Below are 19,311 nucleotides of genomic sequence, written 5' to 3'. Positions count from 1 at the left end.
CCGCAGACGCTTCGCCGAACGACACCGAACGGTGTCAGGAGCTTCAGGTGCGTTCGCTCAGGCCGTTTCCGACTCGCCCGCGTTGCTGAGCAGTCTGTCCACGAGGAGTTCCGGGTAGCCGGTGGCCGGTGGTTCGATGCCGAAGATCGCTCGTAGGTAGAGCGGTGCGATGAGCTGGTCGAGGATCTGTTCGAGGGGCGGGGGGTTCTCGCCGCGGGCCGCGGCCTGCTCACGGATGCGTTCGATGGCGTGGATCCGGCGTTCGAAGTGTTGCGCGCGCTCCCCTTGCGCCTGGGCGCTGCCCGGCATCGACAACGTCCTGCACTTCGGCTGCGCGGCCGCCGGACAGCCGGCGCTGGACTGCCCGGACCGCGACCCGTCCCATTTCGTCCGGCTCGACAGAGTCGTTCGGCCATGGATCGGCTGCGTCTGGGAGCTGCCGCCGATCCAGCACGAACGCAACGCGTGGGTACGGCACATGCTCGCGCCGGACCGCCCGGATCTCGACGCCTATCTCGACGACTCACTGCCCGACGGCACGACAGGAGACCGCTCATGAGCACGACTGACTTCGACTTCTTGCAGGGCGAGTGGACCGTGACCAACCGCCGCCTCGAGGACTTCCTCGACGAGAGAAGCGGGTGGGAGGAGTTCACCGCGGTGAGCCGCGGTCGCGCCACTTCGACGGCGGGGCGAACTTCGACGAGATCGAATTCCCGACGATGGGCTTCAAGGGTCTGACGCTGCGGCTGTACGACACCGAGCGCGAGGAGTGGTCGCTGTACTGGTCGAACGACCGCCGGGGCGTTCTGGACCCGCCCGTGGTGGGCGGATTCGGGGCGGACGGGCGCGGTGTGTTCTACGGCGACGACACCTACCAGGGCAAGGACGTACGGGTCCGCTTCCTCTGGTCGGACATCACCACGACCACGGCGACATGGGAGCAGGCCTTCTCGGTCGACGGCGAGAAGGCGTGGCTGACGAACTGGGTGATGGAATTGGTCCGCCGCGGCTAGGCCCTGTCCGGCCGATCTTGCCGGGCTCGCGTGCCCTGGCACGCACTCCCCCGTAGCCCTTCGGGCACGGGAGGTGCCCCCATGCCGCGTTGCGTCAGTCGCCGACGCTCCGCGTCGGCTCCATCCTCCGCCTTGCGATCGCACGCACCAGACCCCGCTCACTGATCCGGCCTGATCGACCGGACAGGACCTAGGTCGGAGGCCGGGCGGGGGGCCCGGCCCGCCCCGCCCGTCAGCCCGCGCCGTGGCCCGCGGCGATCTCTTCCACGCGCTGGGCCAGCTCGAAGTCCTTCTCGGTGACCGCGCCGCCCGCGTCGTGGCTGTTCACCGACAGGGCGACGGTGTTGTAGCCGAGCGTCAGATCCGAGTGGTGGTTCAGCGCCTCCTGGATCTGGGCGATGTGCACGACCATCGCGGTCGCCGCGAAATGCGTGGAGAGGCGGTAGGCGCGGGCGATGCGGTCGCCCTCCTGGGACCAGCCGGGGAGCTCCCGCAGGCGGTCCTCGATCTCCTTCTGCGACAGCGGCTCTGTAGGCATGACCAGATCCCTTCGGAAAACGGCTCAGGAAACGGCTCAGGAAACGGCCGCGGCTTCGGCCACCATAAATGGGATGCCCGCCCGAACGCGCTATGTGTACCTTCCACCGGTGGAAGCACTGACCGAAAAGCAGATACGCGGATCCTTCGTCAACTGCACGAAGGGCGAGGCCACGCGCATGAAGCTGCCCGCCGATTTCGCCGAACTCCCCTGGGACGACCTCGACTTCCTCGGCTGGACCGATCCCGGTGCGCCCCTGCGGGCGCACATCGTCCTGCCCCGCGAGGACGGGCCGGTCGGCATCACCCTCCGGGTGCCTTCCACCGGACGGACCAGCGCCGTGAAGTCCAGCATGTGCCAGGTCTGCCTCACAGGGCACGCCTCGTCCGGGGTGACCCTCTTCGCCGCGCCCCTGGCCGGCGCGGCGGGCCGGGACGGCAACACCGTGGGCACGTATCTCTGCGCGGACCTCGCCTGCTCGCTCTACATCCGCGGACGGAAGCTGCCGAAGCTGCGCGGCGGCCTGCACGAGGAGACTCTCACCCTGGACGAACGGATCGCCCGCACGGTCGACAACCTGACGGCCTTCGCCGGCAAGGTGATGGGCCTGCGCTGAGCCGACCGGGGTTCAAGCGCGGGAATCCAGGACCTGTTCGATGGTGTCGGCCTGCTCGGCGGGCTTGTCGGGGCGGTGACGCAGCACGCGCGCGAAGCGCAGCGCGACACCGGCCGGGTAGCGGGAGGAACGCTGGACTCCGTCGTACGCGATCTCGACGACGAGCTCGGGACGGACGGTGACGGTGAACCCGTCGTCCCCGGTTACCAGTTCCCCCAGCCGCTCCGTCTGCCAGCGCAGCATCTCGTCGGTGAGGCCCTTGAAGGTCTTGCCGAGCATGACGTACGTACCGTCGGCGGCGCGTGCGCCGAGGTGCAGGTTGGACAGGAGTCCGGTGCGCCTGCCATGGCCCCGTTCGACGGCCAGGACGACGAGGTCGAGGGTGTGGACCGGCTTGACCTTGAGCCAGGAGCGGCCGCGGCGGCCTGCCGTGTAGGGCGCGTCGAGAGCTTTGACGAGCACGCCCTCGTGGCCGCGGCGCAGAGTCTCGGCGAAGAACTCCTCGGCGTCGGCGATCTGCCCCGCGTCCGCCGGGTCCTCGACGACCGTACGACGCACACGCATCGGCTCCTGTACCAGGCGGGCGAGGACGGTGTGCCGTTCGGCCCCTGTGAGGTCGAGGGTCGACTCCCCGTCGGCGGCGAGCACGTCGAAGAAGACGGGCGAGAGGGGGAGGGTGGCCCGGGCGGCGTCCACGTCGACGCGCGAGCCGACGCGGGAGGCGATGTCCTGGAAGGAGACGGGGCGTCCGCTGCTCGCGTCCAGGGCGATGACCTCGCCGTCCAGAATGAACTGATCGCTCGTCATGGCCCGTGCTGCGGCGGTGACTTCGGGGAGCCGGTCGGTGATGTCGTCGAGGGACCTGGTGTACACACGGATGTCCTCACCGGCGCGATGCACCTGGACGCGGATGCCGTCGAGCTTCTCCTCGACGACGCAGGCCGTCTCCAGCGCCTGGACGGCTTCGGTGACCGACTTCGCCGTGTGAGCGAGCATCGGGAGGACGGGGGTACCGACGCGCAGCCGGAACCGCGCCAGGGCGGTCGGCCCGTCGGCGAGCAGGGCGCGGGCGACGCGGGGCAGCGACCCGTCGAGCATGACGGCCCGGCGCACATCGGCGGCGGGCGCGTCGGCGGCCTTCGCGACGGCCTCCAGCGCGACCGCGTCGAGCGCGCCCTGGCGGACCTCGCCGATGAGCAGCCGCATCAGAAACTCCTGCTCCCCCGCGGTCGCGGCGGCCATCAGCTCCCGCACGAGCCGCTTGCGCTCGGCCTGGGACCCGGGTCCCGCGACGCTCGCGAGCCCGGTCAGGGCGGCGTCCGTGTCCGCGACGGTGAGGCTGGGGGCCTCGGCGGGAGGTACGGGTTCCTTGAGCACGCTCCAGCCGATGCCGATACGGCCCTGCGGGAGGCGCCCGGCGAGGTAGGAGATGACGAGCCCGACGTCATCGGGCTCGGCCTCGGCGAACAGCCCCGCGAGCGCGGCGATCTTCCGCGAGCGGGCGGAGGTGGCGGCGACGTCGCGCGACACATCGGCGACCCGTACGAGAAGCATGCGGCCATGGTCCCTCGCACCGAGGGCGAGCGCACGCGGTGCGACGGGGTGCGGGCGCGCCCGGGCCTACCCGGAAGTGGTGAAGCGGGCCCGCCACAGGTCGCGGAGCAACGCGATCTCGGCCATGTGGTGGATGAGTTCGAGGTTGGCCCCCGACAGCACGGTGATGAAGGGGTGGTCGGCGTCGTTGCTGTACGGGTACTGCGAGAAGCCGACCGTGTCGAGCTGCTCGTCGGTGACCGCGGCGACGCTGTCGCGCCAGCGGTCGATCACCGCCCAGAACCGCTCCAGTGTCGAGGCGGCGGAGGGGTCGAAGTCGACCATCAGCTTCGGATCCTGCCGCCGTTCACCGAAGGTCCACTCCCATCCGCCCGCGAATTGGAAGTGCAGGTGCGCCAGCCGCCACGCGATGGTCGTGATCGGCGTCGCGTCAGGCTCCGGCGCACCGGTGTGGGTGAGGATCTGCTCGACCCGCTCGACACTCACGCTCCAGTCATCGGCGATCTTGGCGACGGTCATGCCGCCGGCGGCCTGCCGGGCAACCTCGGCGTACTCGTTTGCCGGGATGTCCGGGGCGCCCAGGTCGAGCACCCACTCGCCCGGTCCGAACGCCCTGGGCGTCGCCGCCTCGCCCCGGCGCCGGATCGACCAGCAACCGGGCACCGGCTCCCACAGGTACTCCTCGTCGCTGAGCCCCGTCAGCCGCACCTGGGCCATCTCCCTGGCGTGGTCGAACTGGTCGAGCAGCAAGCCCAAACGGTCGGTCCGCGCGCCCTCGGTCCCCATGCCTGGCTCCCCTTCGCCTTCGCGCCTCGTGCCTCGCTGCGCTCAGGCAGAAGTTAACGGCTCACCTCACGGGGCGCGACCGATTTCCCCCGCACACATCCGCCGCATCCGTAACGGCCGGTCCCCGTCTCCCCCTGGTTCACTCAACTCCCCTACTCTTCCGTCGACTTGATCGCATCGACCCAATCGACGCAAAGGCAGGGGACCATGGGGAACCTCAAGCGCGCCGCCCTGACGGCCACCGTCGCAGCCGGGCTGTTGGCGGGCGCGCTCGCGCCGGCAGAGGCGGCCACGCCCGGTTCGGTGGATCCGGGGCAGCTGCCCTACTCCTCCGCCACCTGGGTGGGCGTCCACAACGCCTACGAGAAGGCCAAGTACCCGTACTTCGCCGACGCCCTCGACTCCGGTGCCGGGATGCTCGAACTCGACGTCTGGACCAATGTGTTCGGCCGGTCGTGGCGGGTCTCGCACAGCAATCCCCTTGGCAGCAACAACAATTGCGAGAACGCCTCCAGCCCCGCCCAGCTGCGCACCAAGGCCAGAAACCAGGACCTCGGCGGCTGCCTTTCGGACATGAGGGCGTGGCACGACGCCCACCCGGGCCACCGGCCCATCCTCATCAAGGTCGAGATGAAGGACGGCTTCCAGAACAACTACGGCCGTGGCCCCGCCGCGCTCGACGCGCTGCTCTCCGCCCGGCTCGGCGACGCGCTGTTCCGTCCGGCCGATCTGGCGGGCGGCCTCCCGGAGCTCGACACGGCCGTCAGGACGAACGGCTGGCCCGCCCGCTCGGCCCTCGCGGGAAAGTTCGTGGTGGAGCTGATCCCCGGCACAGTGGAGGAGAGCAACCCGGCGGACTCACTGTGGACGGACCGTGAGTACGCGATGCATCTGCGTGATCTCGCCGCCGCGGGGCGCCTCCGGGACGCGGCCGCGTTCCCGGCCGTCCACGGCGCCGCGGCGGGTGATCCCCGCACCCGGTACGCCGACGCGGGCATCCGCCCCTGGTTCGTCCTCTTCGACGGCGACGCCGGTACGTACGCGGGCGGGACCGTCGACACCTCGTGGTACGACCGGAACCACTACCTCGTCGTCATGACGGACGCACACAACGTGGCGCCCGCGATCGACGGCACGAACCCGACCGAGACGCAGGCGCGGGACCGCGTGAACCTGCTGGCGGGCCGTTATGCGAGCGTGGTCTCGGCCGACTGGTACCCGCTGCCGTCGGTGCTCGCGACGGTGGTGTCGAGGGGCCCCGGACAGTAACGGAACGTTACGTCCATCACAGGCCTGACCCCCGGTAACAGGGAACGGGCCGGGACGGTTTATCGTTCACCTATACGTGGGGACGCGATGCGCCCCCACCCTGTGCCGCCCCGGCCGGAAACCCCCGTTCCGGCCGGGGCTTCTCTCTCGAGTGCCAGCAGCGCTGGGCCGACCAGCGCGGGCAGCCGGTCATTCACGCAGGTCAGCAGGGCCAGCCGGGCGCGACAGTCCGCGCAGTCCTCCAGGTGGAGGCACAGTTGCCCGGCCTGTCGCGGTGACTCCGGGGCCTCGCCCACATGGGCGGGAATCCGCTTCCAGTGCCTCTCGCACGCAGGGTCGTCCGGTATCCCGGGATGCGCGCGCAAAAACGCGTGCCGCATGCCCTCCTGCGCCCGGTGCAGCAGTACCGCCGTCGCTCCGTGCCCGGCGCCCACGCGGTGTCCGACCACGTCGAGAGGGTGATCCTCGGCCTCGGCCAGCCAGAGCGCTTTGACCCAGCGCTCCGGCAGCTGCCGCAGAACGCGTGACAGGAGTCCGACGTACGCGATCCGGCGGCCCGGATCCCCGTCCGCATCGGCGAGATTACGCACAGTGGTCGCCAGACAGGCGGGCACGTCATCGACCGAGTGCCCCGAGGACAACCGCCGCCAGACCCGGAAATGCGCCTCGGCGACGAGATCGTCGGCCAGCCAGGGATTGCCGGTGAGGGAGCGGGCGTACGCGACGAGCCGCGGCTGCTGCTCTGAGCACAGCCGCGCATAGGCGTCCGAGTCCAAGGCCGAGGGACTCTCGGACATAAGCAGACTCCTGTCCTATTTGTGATGAATACGAAGCTGCCGAGCCTAACCAGCAAACCCCCAGGCCCCCCAATTTTGTGACGCAGGTCACATTGACCCGCTCGCCGTCCGCAGGGACTGCGCACGCCGTCGACGTGCCGTACTACGGTTTCGGGTATGACAACTGTCGCGTCCGGCACCGGAGTAGGCCCGCTGCTGCGCGGCTGGCGCGACCGGCGCCGGATCAGCCAGCTGGAGCTGGCCCTGCGGGCCGACTCCTCCGCCCGGCACATCAGCTTCATCGAGACGGGACGCTCCCGCCCGAGCGAGGAGTTGATCCTGCGCCTCGCGGAGCACCTCGACGTTCCCGTACGGGAACGCAACGCCCTGCTGCTGGCGGCCGGTTACGCGCCTCGATTCACCGAGACCCCGCTCGACGATCCGTCGATGGGCGCCCTGCGTGAGGGGATGGAGCGGCTGCTGACGGGCTACGAACCGTATCCCGCGACCGTCGTCGACGGCTCGTACACGGTCGTCGCCGCGAACCGGGGTGTCGCGATGCTGCTGGAGGGGCTTCCGGAGCATCTGCTCACCCCGCCCCTCAACGCCATGCGGATCACGCTCCACCCCGAGGGCCTCGCCCCGCGGATCCGCAATCTGCGGGAGTGGCGCGGTCATCTGCTGGCCCAGATGGAGCGGCAGATCGCTCTGGCCCGCTCCGAGCCGCTGCGCGCGCTGTACGACGAGGTCGCCGCCTATCCCCTTCCGGGAACCGGCGCCGACGCCGAGGACCGGGAGGAATCCGTGCCCTCTCCGTATTTCGCGCTTCCGCTGCAGATCGAGCACGAAGGGCGGGTGCTGTCCTTCGTCTCGTCCATCTCCACCTTCAACACCCCGATGGACGTGACTGTCGCCGAGCTGGCCATCGAGACCCTCCTCCCGGCGGATCCGGCGACGGTCAAGTATCTGCAGTCGCTCACTCCGTAGCGGCCGCGCGCAGCGCCGACCACTGCAGAGCCGCGAACCCGGCGACGGTGGGCGTGACGTCAGCTCACATGACATCGCTGAGCGTGTCCGCCAGCCTGCGCCGGGAGGCCCGCGCGGCCGGCAGGGTCGAGACGGCGATCGCCCCGGCGACGGCGGCTCCGCCGAGCAGGAGCAGCATTCCCGGGGAAGGAGGCTGGGCAATGCCCGCGCCGAGCCCGCTCGATCGCCCCTGAAGGTCGATCAGCCACGTCGATACGTACACGCCCAGGATGGTTCCCGTCAGGGCCGCTGCGGCAGCGATGAACCCCGTGCTGGTGACAATCACCGCGGTGATCTGACGGGGGGTCAGTCCGATGGCTTTGAGGGCGAGAAGGTCGCGGCCGTGTTCGCGAAGTCCCGCGGCGATGACGGTGAACAGTTCGGCCAGACCGATGAAGGCGAGCACTCCGACGAGTCCGATGATGACCCCGCGGGCGGCGGAGAGCTGGTCGGCGGGATTGGTGTTCTTCCGCACCTCGAGACCACCGTCTGAGGACTCGGCCAGTGCACTGCTCACCGCTTCGGGGTCGGCCGCATGCGTCAGGACCAGGTTGTAGAACTCGGGCCGCAGCGAGGCGTCCCCCTCCCGAAGCGTGTCGACGGTTGTGGAGATCACGCGGCCGCCGTCCTGTGGCTCGATGCTGCGGCCCACGATATGGAGGACCTGCGGGCTGCCTCCGACGGTCATGCGGACCCAGTCACCGACCTCCGCTCCCAGGAGGTCGAGAAGTCCCTGGCCCGCCACCGCTTCGTCCGAGTTCTGGATGGTGCGGCCGTCAGCAATGGTGAAGGGGTAGGGGTGCCCCAAGGTGCCCAGGCCGCGAAGCGTGATCGTCCTGGTCTGGCCAGGGACGAGCGCCGCGACCTCGACGCCCGGGTGGGCGGCGGACACTCCCGGTTGATCGGACAGCAGCCTGCGTGCCGTCGCGTCGTCGATGCCCTCCGGCTTGGCGCGAAGTTCCGCGGCGAGTCCCACGTCCTCGGGTCGGCTTTCGAAGCGGTCGAGGGTCGACCAGGCCCCCAGAGCGATCGTGATCATCAGCAGCGGGAGCGCGAGCCGCCCCACGGCCGCCGCGGCGCGCGCCGGGCGGTGGAACGCCCCGCGCCAGCCGAGCACGAGTGCGGGCGGCGTTCTCAGCTGCAGAGCGAATCTGGCAGTCCTGGACAGCCGGCGGCCGCTCTTGATGGCTCCCCGGGCGATGGGAACGGGTGAGACACGACCAGCACGCCAGGCAGCAAGGACGGTGGCTGTCGCGATGACGAGAACCGCCCCGAGTGACGTGGCAAGGACTCTCCAGGCATGCTCGGGCAGGTCGCGCCACAGCACCATCGCGTCCCCGATGCGGCCGGGAATCCGGGGGCCCAGCGTCTCTGTGACGAGCGCCCCGAAGGCCACGCCGATAAGCGCGAAGGCCGCGTGCTCGACCAGGAACGCGCGGACGACCTGACCGGGGGTGAAGCCGATGGCTTTCAGGACGGAGATGTCCCGGAGATGTCCCCGAACTCGGGTGCTGATGGCTCCGGTTACCGCGAGGGCGGCGGCCAGCAGGGCCCCGAGGCCGAAGGAGCCGAGCAGGAGTCCCAGGAGGCGGTTGTCGCCCTCCGCTTCGTCCCGCGCCTCCTCCCAGGTGGAGACTTTGGCGACCTGGTCGGCACCGATCAATGTCACCGCCTGCTGCACGGCGAAGTCGGTGTCCTGGGGATCGGTAAGGCGAAGGCCGACCGTCTGCCCGACTCGGCGGGTGTCGGGTTCGACCTGGTGCAGCTGTGAGGGCGGCAGCCAGGCGACGCCGGGTATCACACCACGTACGAAGCGCGGCTCCGCGGTGTCCGCGATTCCCACGACCTGAAGAGTCGTATCTCTGCCGTCGCTGCCGCGGACGCGCAGAGTGTCGCCGGGCTTGACCCAGAGCGCATCGGCGGCCGATCGCTCGAGCACGATGCCGTTGGGGACGTCGTTCTCCAGCCAGTGTCCGGAGTCGACCAGTGGGCGAGCCGCTTTGGGGGGTTCGGTTGGGGCACCGCGCAGCTCCAGTGACACCTTCGCGCCGCGGATTTCGGCGGTGGCGGGGGCAGTGGGGAAGGGCCCGGAGAAGGCTGCGACGCCGTCGATGTCAGTCAGCTTCTCGGTGGGCGCGTCTGCCCTGGTGTGGATCCATACGTGCGCGCCGGAGGACTCGGTGAAGACGCGCTGCCATGGGTTGGCCGCATAGAGCAGGAGCGCGCCCGCCAGCAGGAGCGAGGCGATAATGCCTGCGGTGGCCAGGATGATGAACAGTGCCTCGCCGCGGTTGGCCCGAAGGTCGGCGCGCGCCCACCGCACGGTGGCCCGCATCGGTCAACCCTTGATTCTCAAGATGTCGGCGACACTGCGCGGCACATGCTCAGGACCGCCGAGGACCGCGTCGTCGACGACCTGGCCGTCGAAGAAACTGATCACTCGGTCCGCGGTGCTGGCAGCCCTCGCGTCGTGGGTGACCAGCAGGATGGTCTGGCCGCGCTGGTGGAAGCGGGTGAGCAACCGCAGGACATCGCGGCCTCCCTTGCTGTCCAGGCTGCCGGTCGGCTCGTCGGCTAGGAGCAGACGTGGGTGGTTGACCAGGGCACGAGCCAGCGCCACCCGCTGCTGCTCGCCTCCGGACAGCTCGCCGGGCATGCTGCGCTGCTTGCCTTCCAGGCTCAGCTCAGCGAGCAGCTCCTCGCAGCTCGCCCTTGCCTGCCGTGGACTTTTGCCGGCCAGGAGCGCCGGGAGCTCGATGTTGTCGGTCACGGTCATGTTGGAGACCAGGTTGAAGAACTGGAAGACGATTCCGATGCTGCGCCGGCGCAGCACTGCCCAGCGAGCCTCGCTCAGCGAGTCGACCTGCCGGCCGTCCAGCCAGATTTTCCCGCTGTCCGGGCGGTCCAGGCCACCCAGCAAATGCAGGAGTGTGGACTTGCCCGCGCCGGAGGGCCCGGTGACGGCGACGAATTCGCCCAGCTCGACCCGCAGATCGACGCCACGCACGGCCCGTGCCTCGGCGCCTTCCGCCTTGTACGTCTTGACCAGGCCCTGCGCCTTCACCATCGGCTGGGGATCAGCAGCAGACTGGGGATCAGCAGCAGAGGAGGCTTCGCGGCTCATTCCAGCTCCTCCTGACAGCGTTCCAGCCAGTCGAGGTCAGCCTGTAGGTGCAGCATCGCACCCTCGATCAGCAATTGCGAGATGCGCTTGTCACGGTCTTCCGAGGCCGCGAGCCTGGACAGATCACGCATGGTGTTCAGGCAATAGCGGCGCTGTTTGTTGATCAATCCGATCCGGTCGGCCGCTCCCGTCTCGTGGGCGAGCGCGAGCTTCATGAAGAAATCGTCCCGGATCTTCGGCTCGGCCGGCTCCTCGAACCAGTCGGCCGCTGCTTCCTGCCCGGCTTCGGTGAGCCGGTAGATGCGCTTGTTCGGCCGACTGGATTGAGTGATGTCCTCCCCCTGGATCAGACCCGCATTCTCCAGGCGACTGAGAGTGACATAAATCTGCCCGATGTTGGGCTGAGAGTAAGCTGCCCCCATGAGCTTCTCAAGAGCTTGCTTGAGCTCATATCCATGAGCCGGCCCCTTGAACAAGAGCACCAGCAGGGCGAGACGCACTCTGTACATTCCCCTCGCCGCGGATCAGGGAAGCGATTGTTACTTCCTCCGGCTTCGTTTCCCTTTTCGACCGGGTCCACTATCCGTCATGGCTAACAGGTATGCATAGAGCATACGCCGGGCGAGCGACGCACGCGGCGCGCGAAGGAGGCATCCATGCGGTGGGCGCGGGCCGCCAGTGGAGGGCTCATGGCCGGAGCCCTGCTCCTCGCAGGCTGCACCGGGGACGGCGGCGGACAACGGCCCGCTGACACCGGTCCGATGACCTTCGTGACCGGCGGTGACCTGACGGATTACCTGCGCAACGTACTGAGCGAGTGGAACCGCTCGCACCCCGCCGAGAAAGTGAAGGTCATCGAGCTGCCGGAAGCCGCGGACGAGGTACGCGCACAAATGGCAACCGGTTTGGCTTCGGGCAGTGGCCGCTTCGACGTGCTCAACATCGACGTGACGTGGACCTCGGAATTCGCCGCCGCCGGCTGGATCACCCCGCTCGACGCCGACCGGTTCCCGCTCGACGACTTCCTGCCCCCGGTCGTGGACACGGCAACCTTCCGGGGGGAGCTCTATGCCGTCCCCTACGTCACCAACGCGGGGCTGCTCTACTACCGCAAGGATCTGCTCCAGCGAGAGGGCAGGCAGCCGCCACGCACCTGGCGGGAACTCGAGAGTATGGCGAAGTCGATCGCACCCAAGTACGGCCTCGACGGCTATGCCGGCCAATACCTCCCCTATGAGGGGCTCACCGTCAATATCGCCGAGGTCATGCAGTCCGCCGGGGGCCAGATCCTCAGCGACGAGGGAGCACGGGTCACCGTCGATTCCCCCGCCGCCCGCGAGGGCCTTGATTTCCTCTCCCGCGGCGTTCGCGACGGCTGGATTCCCCGGGATGCCCTGACGTTCAAGGAAGAAGAATCCCGGCGCGCCTTCCAGAATGGCGACCTGCTCTTTCTGCGGAACTGGCCGTATGTGTACGACCTGGCCAACGAGAAGGGCTCCGAGATTGCCGGGAAGGTCGGTGCCGTCCCGCTGCCCGGACCGAACGGCCAGGGTTCCAGCATCCTCGGAGGCTCCAACCTCGCCGTCAACGCCAACTCACGGCATCAGAAGTCGGCGACCGAGCTGATCGCCTACCTCACCAGCGAGCGCGTCCAGCGCCAGGTGCTCACCCAGGGGTCACTGCCACCCGTACGCGCGGCCCTGTACTCCGACCCCGCCCTGGTACGCCGGTTCCCCTACCTGCCGACGCTCAAGCAGAGCGTGCTGACAGCCAAGCCGCGCCCCAAGAGTGCGCACTACGAGCAGGTGAGTCTGGCTGTCCAGGCAGTCGCTCACGACGCCCTTGCCGGTCGGCAGACATCGGATGAAGCGGTCGCCCGCCTGGCACAAGAGCTGCGGGCCATCGTGCGCAGGGGCTGAGCTGCGCGGATCGGCCGCAACGCCCGACATTGCCGGACATAACATCTTGATCCTTCGCCTGGAGCCATTGACACGCCCCCTACACACCTACTTAACATGTATGCATAACTCCAGTTTCCGGCTCAGAGGTGCCCCCTCCACCGCCGACACCGCACGGCCCCAGCCTCGCTCTTCTCCGCGGGACATCAGGCCGATCGCGATCCCCCACACTCCAGTCCGACACAATTCAGGACGGTCACTGGAAATGTATACAACCCAGATTCACAGCAGCCGCGCAGATGGTGTGGCGACACAGGAGTCGCTGATGCAGCCCCTGAGCGCCCCGCGGTTCCGCTATGAAATGACCTTCCAGACCCACGATCATTCAGTCCCCGCCACCCGTCGGGCTGCCAAAGCCATCCTTCTGGAGGGCACTCCGGGCATGAAGGACGACTGCCTCGACCGTGCGCTGCTGATCATCACCGAGCTGGTGGCCAACACCGTCCAGCACGCCGCCCGGCTGTCCCCCCGCGCCGAGCTGACTCTCGTGACCGACGACCACTGTCTGACGATCGCCGTCCACGACCGCGACCCCCGTCTCCCCCGCGTGCTGCCCCCCTCGCACCCGGATGACATCGGAGGACGGGGCCTTCGGCTGGTCCACGACCTCGCCGCCGAGGTCGACGGCACCCTGGAAGTCCACTGCGACCCCGATCGGCGGGGCAAGGCTGTACACGTCTCCTTGCCCCTCTGACCTACCCGGGGTTCTCCCTGTCGAGGGAGACGTTCGACCTCAGGAAACCCGCTTGATCGTCCAGGTGTTGGGGTCATGGCTGGGCACTGCCGAGTACTGGCAGGCGCCGCTGTAGAAGCGGTTCACCATCACCCAGCCCGCCGGGGGCAGGGTGGACATGCAGGCGTTGACGGTGGTGCCGATGGGCATGCCGGACACCTGCTTGATCTTCTTCATATTGGGGTTGAACGTGGTGCCGCACGCCCAGGTGTTCCACCACTGCACATCGACCCAGCCGGACGGCGTCAGATTGCTGTAGCACATGGACGCGGTGTCGCCGGGTGCGGCCGAGGCCGACAGCCCGGGGAGCGCGACGCATGCGGCAGCGGTCAGCAGAGCCAGCGAGGCCGAACGGAGACGGACCATGGTGGTACCCCCAGATTCATCGATCTCTCTACGTGAACTCCACAATCAGTACCGTTCCTCCGCATATGAAAAATAGTCAGTTATCGGACTGAGCTGATGGTGACCGAAAAATGGGTGCTGCCTAGCACCCCACGCCCGCACCCGCAACAGTCCCCGCACCGCCGGGCGTTCCCCGCGCTATAGGCCCCGTCACCATTCCTCCCCCACCGGCCCCGTTCCTACTGTGACCGCACCTCGGTACGCCTGCGGGAGGCCCTGATGCGGTTGCGTGAACGCCTGTCCAAGTCGCCCGGCCGTCTGGCCGTCGTCCAAGTGCTCCTCGCGGCCGCCCTGTTGCTGGCGCCGGCGCCCGCCGCCCAGGCGGCCGTACCCCTGGAGAGGGTGAGCAGCTTCGGCGCCAATCCCGGCGCCCTGAACATGTACGTCTACCGGCCCGCGGGCCTCCCCGCGCACCCGGCTGTCGTGGTCGCGTTGCACGGCTGTACGCAGAGCGCCCAGGTCTACGCCGACAATTCCGGTCTCACGACCTTCGCGGACCGGCACGGCTTCCTGCTGGTCTTCGCCGAGACGACCTCCGCGAACAACGCGAGCAGCTGCTTCAACTGGTTCCAGACGACCGACAACCGGCGCGGACAGGGCGAGGCCGCCTCCGTCAGCCAGATGGTCGCGCATGCGGAGAGTGCCTACGGCGCCGATGCGGCCCGTACGTATGTCACCGGTCTGTCGGCCGGCGGCGGCATGACCGCGGTGACGCTCGCCGCCTATCCGGACGTCTTCGAGGCGGGCGCGGTGGTCGCGGGGCTGCCGTACGACTGCACCAAGGACTCGGGCGCGTTCACCTGTATGGACCCGGGCGTGGACCGTACGCCCGCGGTATGGGCTCAGCGGGTGCGGGACGCCTATCCCGCGTACTCCGGGCCCTGGCCGCGGGTGGCGATCTGGCACGGCGACAACGACCCGAAGGTCGTACCGAGGAACGCCGGTGAGCTGAGGGACCAGTGGACCGCGGTGCACGGTGTGGACCAGAGTCCGGACCGTACCTCCACGATCGGGCCGGATCAGACGCGCCGGGAGCAGTATCTGGCGGCGGACGGCAGCGGGACGGTCGTCGTCGAGGTCGACCGGGTGCCCGCGATCGGGCACGGGACACCGGTGGATCCGGGCAGCGGGCCACAGCAGTGCGGGCAGACCGGTACCGCGAACTTCATCGACTCGATCTGCTCCGGCTACTGGATCACCGAGTTCTTCGGTCTCGACGGCTCCACGCCGGGTCCGGGTCCCGGCAGTCTCCCGGCACCGTCCGGGCTCACGGCCACAGGTGTCACCGACGCCTCAGTCTCCTTGACATGGACGGCAGTTGAGGGAGCGTCGAGTTACGCGGTGTACCGGGACGGGACGCGTATCGCGACCCCGGCGGCCGCGTCCTTCGCCGACACGGGTCTCAGCCCGGGCACCGCTCATGGCTACTCCGTCGCCGCCCGCGACGCCGCCGGAACCGAGGGCGCGCGCTCCGGCACGGTCACGGCCACCACCACCGGCGGGGCGCCCGCCGCCTGCTGGACCACCGACAACTACCACCAGGTGCAGGCGGGGCGGGCCACCGCCGACGGCAGCCATGCCTACGCCAAGGGCTCCGGGCAGGACATGGGCCTCTACAACACCTTCGTCACCCACACGCTCAAGGAATCCCCGGTCGGCCACTTCGTCGTCGCCGACGGCAACTGCCCCTGACCCCACGGTCCGTACGCCCCAGGAGGTCTCTCCGTGCCCCTGCCCCTCGCCGTTCCCTACGCGGCCGCGCTGCTGCTCTCCGTCGCCGCGCTCCCGGCCGTCGCCCATCAGCAGGACACCCCGGCGTCCGGCCACTGCACCCGGATCGCCCGGCTGCATGTGCCGGGTGCCGAGCACCAAGAGGCGTCCTGCCTCGACGAGTTGACGACCGCGGGGACGGTCGCGTCCGGTCACACCGACCCGGCCGACTGGGCGGGGCTGACCCCGGCGGGCCTTGCCACTCCCACCGGTGTGCCCGGCATCCAGATCGACGGCTACTTCCCCGACACGTCCGCCGGCAACACCAACCATGGCTGGAAACACGACGCGCAGTTCGTCGTCCGGCTGCCCGACCGCTGGAACGGCGGCCTTGTCGTCGCGGGCTCCCCCGGTGTGCGCGAGCAGTACGCGAACGACCGGGCCATCGGCGACTGGGTCCTCTCCCGCGGCTATGCGTTCGCCGCGACCGACAAGGGCAACACCGGGCCGGCCTTCTACCGTGACGGCGCGGCGCCCGGCGAGGCGATAGCCGAATGGAACGACCGGGTCACCGAGTTGACCAGGGCGGCCCGCGCGGTCGTCGCCCAGCGCTACCACCGACCGCCGTCCCGCACCCTCGCCACAGGCATGTCCAACGGCGGCTATCTGGTGCGCTGGCAGCTGGAGAACCATCCCGGGCTGTACGACGGCGGCGTCGACTGGGAGGGGACGCTCTGGCGGACGAAGGGTCCGAACCTGCTGACCTTTCTGCCCCCCGCGCTGCGCCACTATCCGCTCTACGCAACGGGCGGACCCGGCGCGGGCGAGGCGCACCGGGCCATGGTCGCCGCCGGATATCCGGCGGGGTCGGAGTTTCTGTGGCCGTTCCACCATCGGTACTACTGGGATCTGACCCAGCGGATCTACCGCGAGGAGCTGGACCCTGGCTACGACGGGTCCGCCGAGGCGGGCACCCCGTACTGCGCGCCCGGCACGTCCGCGTGCGACGCGGACTATGTGTACGCCTCTCGGCCCCCGGAGGTCCGCCGTGCCGTCGCCGCGATCGCACTGACCGGCCGGATCGGAAAGCCGTTGATCACCCTGCACGGCACTCTCGACGTACTGCTGCCCATCGGCCAGGACTCCGATGTGTACGCCCGCATGGTGCGCGACGCGGGCCGCGGCGGGCTGTTCCGCTACTACCGGATCGAGGGCGGCACGCATGTCGACTCGCTGTACGACGTCTTTCCTGACAATCTCCGGCCGTTGACACCCTGTCACCGCTCGGCCTTCACGGCCCTGGAGGCATGGATCGGACACGGCAGAGCGCCAGTGCCGAGCCGCACCGTGGCCCGCCCGGAAGGTGCCGGTCCGGGCACGCTGCTCACAGAGTGCTCCCTCGCGGGCAAAGAGACCTGATTCTGAGCAATCCCGGGTCTCACCGGCGCCGAATGACAGCGTGTGGCGGCGCGCCGGTCGGCGGCGCGCCGGACCGGCTCTGGGGGCGCAGGTGCGAGCGACGATACGGGTGCGTGTACTGGCGGAGGACGGGCCACAGGTGTGGCTCGCCGTGAGCGGCCGACTGGCCCGGTCCACCGCTCCGATGCTGACCGGGGCGCTGCGCCTGCGGGAGGCCGAGGGCTTCACTGTGCTGTTCGTGGATGTCGGCGCGCTCGCCGACGACCGGGAGCTGACCCTCCAGGAGATCCGTGACCTGTTCCCGGGCGGCAGGCGACTGGCGTTCCACATCATCGGTTCCGCCGATGACCTTCGATTGCAACCCGGCCACGATCGCCGGTTCGTCTTCCATCCGGGACCTGCTTCGGCGTGGACTGTGTGGGTACGCGGCCCTTCGACGATGCCCTCGACGAGGGGCCGCAAGGCAGTACTCCCGTCCGTCCGCACTCGTAGCCGCAGGAGTTCCCTTGGCAGCATCACCTGAACACGGCCAGTCCGTCGCCGACTTCACCCTCCCCGGCGGGATTCTGGTCGACGACGTCTTCGAGCGCCGCGACTTCACGCTGAGCGGGCAGCGGGGCCGCCCGCTGGTCATCGCCTTCTATCCCGGCGACGACACCAGCGTGTGCACCAAGCAGCTCTGCTCGTACTCCAGTGGTCTGGAGTCGTTCACGGACTGCGGCGCCGAGGTCTGGGCGGTCAGCCCGCAGAGCGTCGACAGCCATGAGTCGTTCGCCCGCAAGTACGGGCTGCGCATGCCGCTGCTCGCCGACACCGACAGGGCCGTCTCACGGGCCTTCGGCATCGCGGCGCCGGGCATCGGGCTGCGGCGTGCCGTCTTCGTCATAGCGGCCGACGGGACGCTGCACTGGAAGCATGTGGCCCTGTTCGGGGCGACGTTCCAGTCGAAGGAGACGCTGGCCCGACAGCTCGCGGCGCTCCAGGACGCGTGAGGGGGCGCCTGCGGCGGGCTTGTTCCCCACCCCGCCCCTTCCCGTAACCAGGGGCTCCGCCCCCGGACCCCCGCACCTCAAACGCCGGCGAGGCTGAGTTTCGCGCCGTCTGCCCCGGGGCTCCGCCCCGGACCCCGCGCCTCAAACGCCGGCGAGGCTGATATGTGCGGCAGGGCCGCACATCCAGCCCGTCCGGCGTTTGAGGACACGCCCGAAGGGCGTACGGGGGCTCGGGGGCGGAGCCCCCAGTTCGCGCCGCGAAGCGGGCGCCAGGAGGTTGGGGGTCCCCCCGGACGGAGTCTGGGGGAGGGCGGGGTGGGGAACAAGCCCGCCGCAGGCGCACCCTTACCCCATGTGCGGCGCTATCACCGTCACCCCGGACCCGCCGCCCAGCGCCGCCAGCGCCCCCGGCGCCTCCGTGAGGCCGATCGTCCTCGTCACCAGCAAGCCCGGCCGCAGCGACCCCGACGCCACCATCGCCATCATCTCGGGGTACGCGTGCGCCGCCATGCCGTGGCTGCCGAGGATCTCCAGCTCCAGCGGGACGACCCGGTCCATCGGCAGGTGGACGCCCTGGGGCAGCAGGCCGACCTGGACGTGGCGGCCCTGACGGCGCAGGCTCTGGACGGAGTTGACGCAGGTCACCGGCGCGCCCAGCGCGTCCAGTGACAGATGCGCACCCCCGCCGGCCGCGGAGCGGACCGCGTCCGCGACGCCCGCGCCGAGGGCCGACGCGTCGAGGCACACCTCCGCGCCGAAGGTCCGCGCGAGCTCCAGCGCGTCCGGCGAGACGTCGACGGCGACGACCCTGGCCCCGCAGGCCGCCGCGATCATCACCGCGGACAGGCCCACACCGCCGCACCCGTGGACGGCGACCCACTCCCCCGGCCGCACCCTGCCCTGCGCCACCACCGCGCGGAAGGCGGTCGCGAACCGGCAGCCCAGGCTCGCGGCCGTGCTGAACGACATCGCATCGGGCAGGGCGACCAGATTGGTGTCGGCGTGGTGGACGGGGACGTACTCGGCGAAGGACCCCCAGTGGGTGAAGCCGGGCTGCTCCTGGTGCTCGCACACCTGCTGGGCGCCGCGCGTGCATGCCGCGCACCGGCCGCAGGCGCAGATGAACGGCACGGTGACCCGGTCGCCGGGCCGCCATTCGGCGACGCCGGTTCCCACCGATTCGACGACTCCGGCCAGTTCGTGCCCCGGGACGTGCGGGAGCGTGATGTCGGGGTCGTGGCCCATCCAGCCGTGCCAGTCGCTGCGGCACAGCCCGGTCGCCTCGACCCTGATCACCGCGCCGCCGGGGGCCGCCACGGGATCGGGCACCTCGCGCACGTCGAGTGGCCCGCCGAACTCCTCGAACACCACAGCACGCACTCGGCACAC

General features: G+C 69.6%; 20 protein-coding genes and 1 pseudogene. 11 read left to right on the top strand and 10 right to left on the bottom strand.

Annotated elements, in window-relative coordinates; genetic code table 11:
- Positions 1 to 57: 57 nt before the first annotated feature.
- Positions 58 to 309, bottom strand: coding sequence for a TetR-like C-terminal domain-containing protein (locus tag OG741_RS32210; protein ID WP_405603594.1), 252 nt, complete (start codon positions 307 to 309; stop codon positions 58 to 60).
- 1 nt (position 310) lies between these two features.
- Here OG741_RS32210 and OG741_RS32205 point away from each other — a divergent pair.
- Positions 311 to 559 (top strand): annotated as a pseudogene (locus OG741_RS32205) (hypothetical protein); the annotation flags it as partial.
- 82 nt (positions 560 to 641) lie between these two features.
- Positions 642 to 1,016: a hypothetical protein gene (locus OG741_RS32200; RefSeq protein ID WP_405603593.1), complete on the top strand. Its 375-nt coding sequence runs from the start codon at positions 642 to 644 to the stop codon at positions 1,014 to 1,016.
- Between the two features lie 232 nt (positions 1,017 to 1,248).
- Here the strand turns inward: OG741_RS32200 and OG741_RS32195 are convergent, their stop codons facing one another.
- Entirely contained in the window at positions 1,249 to 1,554 is a 306-nt protein-coding gene (locus OG741_RS32195; RefSeq protein ID WP_266483092.1) for a 4a-hydroxytetrahydrobiopterin dehydratase, read from the bottom strand.
- A gap of 109 nt (positions 1,555 to 1,663) precedes the next feature.
- Between OG741_RS32195 and OG741_RS32190 the strand changes: the two genes are divergently transcribed.
- A complete protein-coding gene (locus OG741_RS32190; RefSeq protein ID WP_405605870.1) occupies positions 1,664 to 2,170 on the top strand; it encodes an FBP domain-containing protein in 507 nt (168 codons plus the stop codon).
- Between the two features lie 12 nt (positions 2,171 to 2,182).
- Here OG741_RS32190 and OG741_RS32185 read toward each other — a convergent pair whose 3' ends face one another.
- Together OG741_RS32185 and OG741_RS32180 are read right to left on the bottom strand one after the other, a co-directional pair.
- Positions 2,183 to 3,724: an ATP-dependent DNA ligase gene (locus OG741_RS32185; RefSeq protein WP_405603592.1), complete on the bottom strand. Its 1,542-nt coding sequence runs from the start codon at positions 3,722 to 3,724 to the stop codon at positions 2,183 to 2,185.
- A gap of 66 nt (positions 3,725 to 3,790) precedes the next feature.
- Positions 3,791 to 4,510: a DinB family protein gene (locus OG741_RS32180; protein WP_405603590.1), complete on the bottom strand. Its 720-nt coding sequence runs from the start codon at positions 4,508 to 4,510 to the stop codon at positions 3,791 to 3,793.
- 207 nt (positions 4,511 to 4,717) lie between these two features.
- On the opposite strand from OG741_RS32180, the gene OG741_RS32175 reads away from it, so the two are divergent.
- Positions 4,718 to 5,779: a phosphatidylinositol-specific phospholipase C domain-containing protein gene (locus tag OG741_RS32175; protein ID WP_405603588.1), complete on the top strand. Its 1,062-nt coding sequence runs from the start codon at positions 4,718 to 4,720 to the stop codon at positions 5,777 to 5,779.
- A gap of 59 nt (positions 5,780 to 5,838) precedes the next feature.
- Here the strand turns inward: OG741_RS32175 and OG741_RS32170 are convergent, their stop codons facing one another.
- Positions 5,839 to 6,576 (bottom strand): RNA polymerase sigma factor, encoded by a 738-nt coding sequence (locus OG741_RS32170; RefSeq protein WP_405603586.1) that lies wholly within the window; start codon positions 6,574 to 6,576, stop codon positions 5,839 to 5,841.
- Between the two features lie 156 nt (positions 6,577 to 6,732).
- Here OG741_RS32170 and OG741_RS32165 point away from each other — a divergent pair, with 156 nt between their 5' ends.
- Positions 6,733 to 7,542, top strand: coding sequence for a helix-turn-helix domain-containing protein (locus OG741_RS32165; protein ID WP_405603584.1), 810 nt, complete (start codon positions 6,733 to 6,735; stop codon positions 7,540 to 7,542).
- Between the two features lie 64 nt (positions 7,543 to 7,606).
- Here the strand turns inward: OG741_RS32165 and OG741_RS32160 are convergent, their stop codons facing one another.
- The 3 genes from OG741_RS32160 to OG741_RS32150 are packed head-to-tail and all read right to left on the bottom strand — an operon-like array spanning position 7,607 to position 11,205.
- Positions 7,607 to 9,916: an FtsX-like permease family protein gene (locus OG741_RS32160; protein WP_405603582.1), complete on the bottom strand. Its 2,310-nt coding sequence runs from the start codon at positions 9,914 to 9,916 to the stop codon at positions 7,607 to 7,609.
- A 3-nt stretch (positions 9,917 to 9,919) separates the two neighbouring features.
- Positions 9,920 to 10,705 (bottom strand): ABC transporter ATP-binding protein, encoded by a 786-nt coding sequence (locus OG741_RS32155; protein ID WP_405603580.1) that lies wholly within the window; start codon positions 10,703 to 10,705, stop codon positions 9,920 to 9,922.
- On the bottom strand, positions 10,702 to 11,205 hold the full coding sequence (locus OG741_RS32150) for a PadR family transcriptional regulator (protein WP_405603578.1): 504 nt from the start codon (positions 11,203 to 11,205) through the stop codon (positions 10,702 to 10,704). The genes OG741_RS32155 and OG741_RS32150 overlap by 4 nt, the downstream gene beginning before the upstream one ends.
- Positions 11,206 to 11,361: 156 nt before the next feature.
- On the opposite strand from OG741_RS32150, the gene OG741_RS32145 reads away from it, so the two are divergent.
- Positions 11,362 to 12,624: an ABC transporter substrate-binding protein gene (locus tag OG741_RS32145; RefSeq protein WP_405603576.1), complete on the top strand. Its 1,263-nt coding sequence runs from the start codon at positions 11,362 to 11,364 to the stop codon at positions 12,622 to 12,624.
- Positions 12,625 to 12,928: 304 nt separating this feature from the next.
- Positions 12,929 to 13,357, top strand: coding sequence for an ATP-binding protein (locus OG741_RS32140; RefSeq protein WP_405603574.1), 429 nt, complete (start codon positions 12,929 to 12,931; stop codon positions 13,355 to 13,357).
- Between the two features lie 39 nt (positions 13,358 to 13,396).
- Here OG741_RS32140 and OG741_RS32135 read toward each other — a convergent pair whose 3' ends face one another.
- On the bottom strand, positions 13,397 to 13,762 hold the full coding sequence (locus OG741_RS32135; RefSeq protein WP_405603573.1) for a hypothetical protein: 366 nt from the start codon (positions 13,760 to 13,762) through the stop codon (positions 13,397 to 13,399).
- Between the two features lie 258 nt (positions 13,763 to 14,020).
- Here OG741_RS32135 and OG741_RS32130 point away from each other — a divergent pair, with 258 nt between their 5' ends.
- The 4 genes from OG741_RS32130 (at position 14,021) to OG741_RS32115 (ending at position 17,922) form a co-directional block, all read left to right on the top strand.
- The gene (locus OG741_RS32130; protein ID WP_405603572.1) at positions 14,021 to 15,493 is read left to right on the top strand and encodes a PHB depolymerase family esterase; all 1,473 of its coding nucleotides are present in this window, start codon (positions 14,021 to 14,023) and stop codon (positions 15,491 to 15,493) included.
- 33 nt (positions 15,494 to 15,526) lie between these two features.
- Complete coding sequence (locus tag OG741_RS32125; RefSeq protein ID WP_405603570.1) at positions 15,527 to 16,930, top strand: tannase/feruloyl esterase family alpha/beta hydrolase; 1,404 nt, start codon at positions 15,527 to 15,529, stop codon at positions 16,928 to 16,930.
- Positions 16,931 to 17,039: 109 nt separating this feature from the next.
- Positions 17,040 to 17,453, top strand: a complete 414-nt coding sequence (locus tag OG741_RS32120) for a hypothetical protein (protein WP_405603569.1) — start codon at positions 17,040 to 17,042, stop codon at positions 17,451 to 17,453.
- On the top strand, positions 17,437 to 17,922 hold the full coding sequence (locus tag OG741_RS32115; RefSeq protein ID WP_405603568.1) for a peroxiredoxin: 486 nt from the start codon (positions 17,437 to 17,439) through the stop codon (positions 17,920 to 17,922). Before OG741_RS32120 ends, OG741_RS32115 begins: the two co-directional genes overlap by 17 nt.
- Positions 17,923 to 18,267: 345 nt before the next feature.
- Here OG741_RS32115 and OG741_RS32110 read toward each other — a convergent pair whose 3' ends face one another.
- A complete protein-coding gene (locus tag OG741_RS32110) occupies positions 18,268 to 19,302 on the bottom strand; it encodes a zinc-dependent alcohol dehydrogenase family protein (protein WP_405603567.1) in 1,035 nt (344 codons plus the stop codon).
- Between the last annotated feature and the right edge of the window lie 9 nt (positions 19,303 to 19,311).

This window comes from Streptomyces sp. NBC_01410, from assembly GCF_045040195.1.
GTDB lineage: Bacteria > Actinomycetota > Actinomycetes > Streptomycetales > Streptomycetaceae > Streptomyces.
This window is presented reverse-complemented; position numbering and strand designations above follow the sequence as displayed.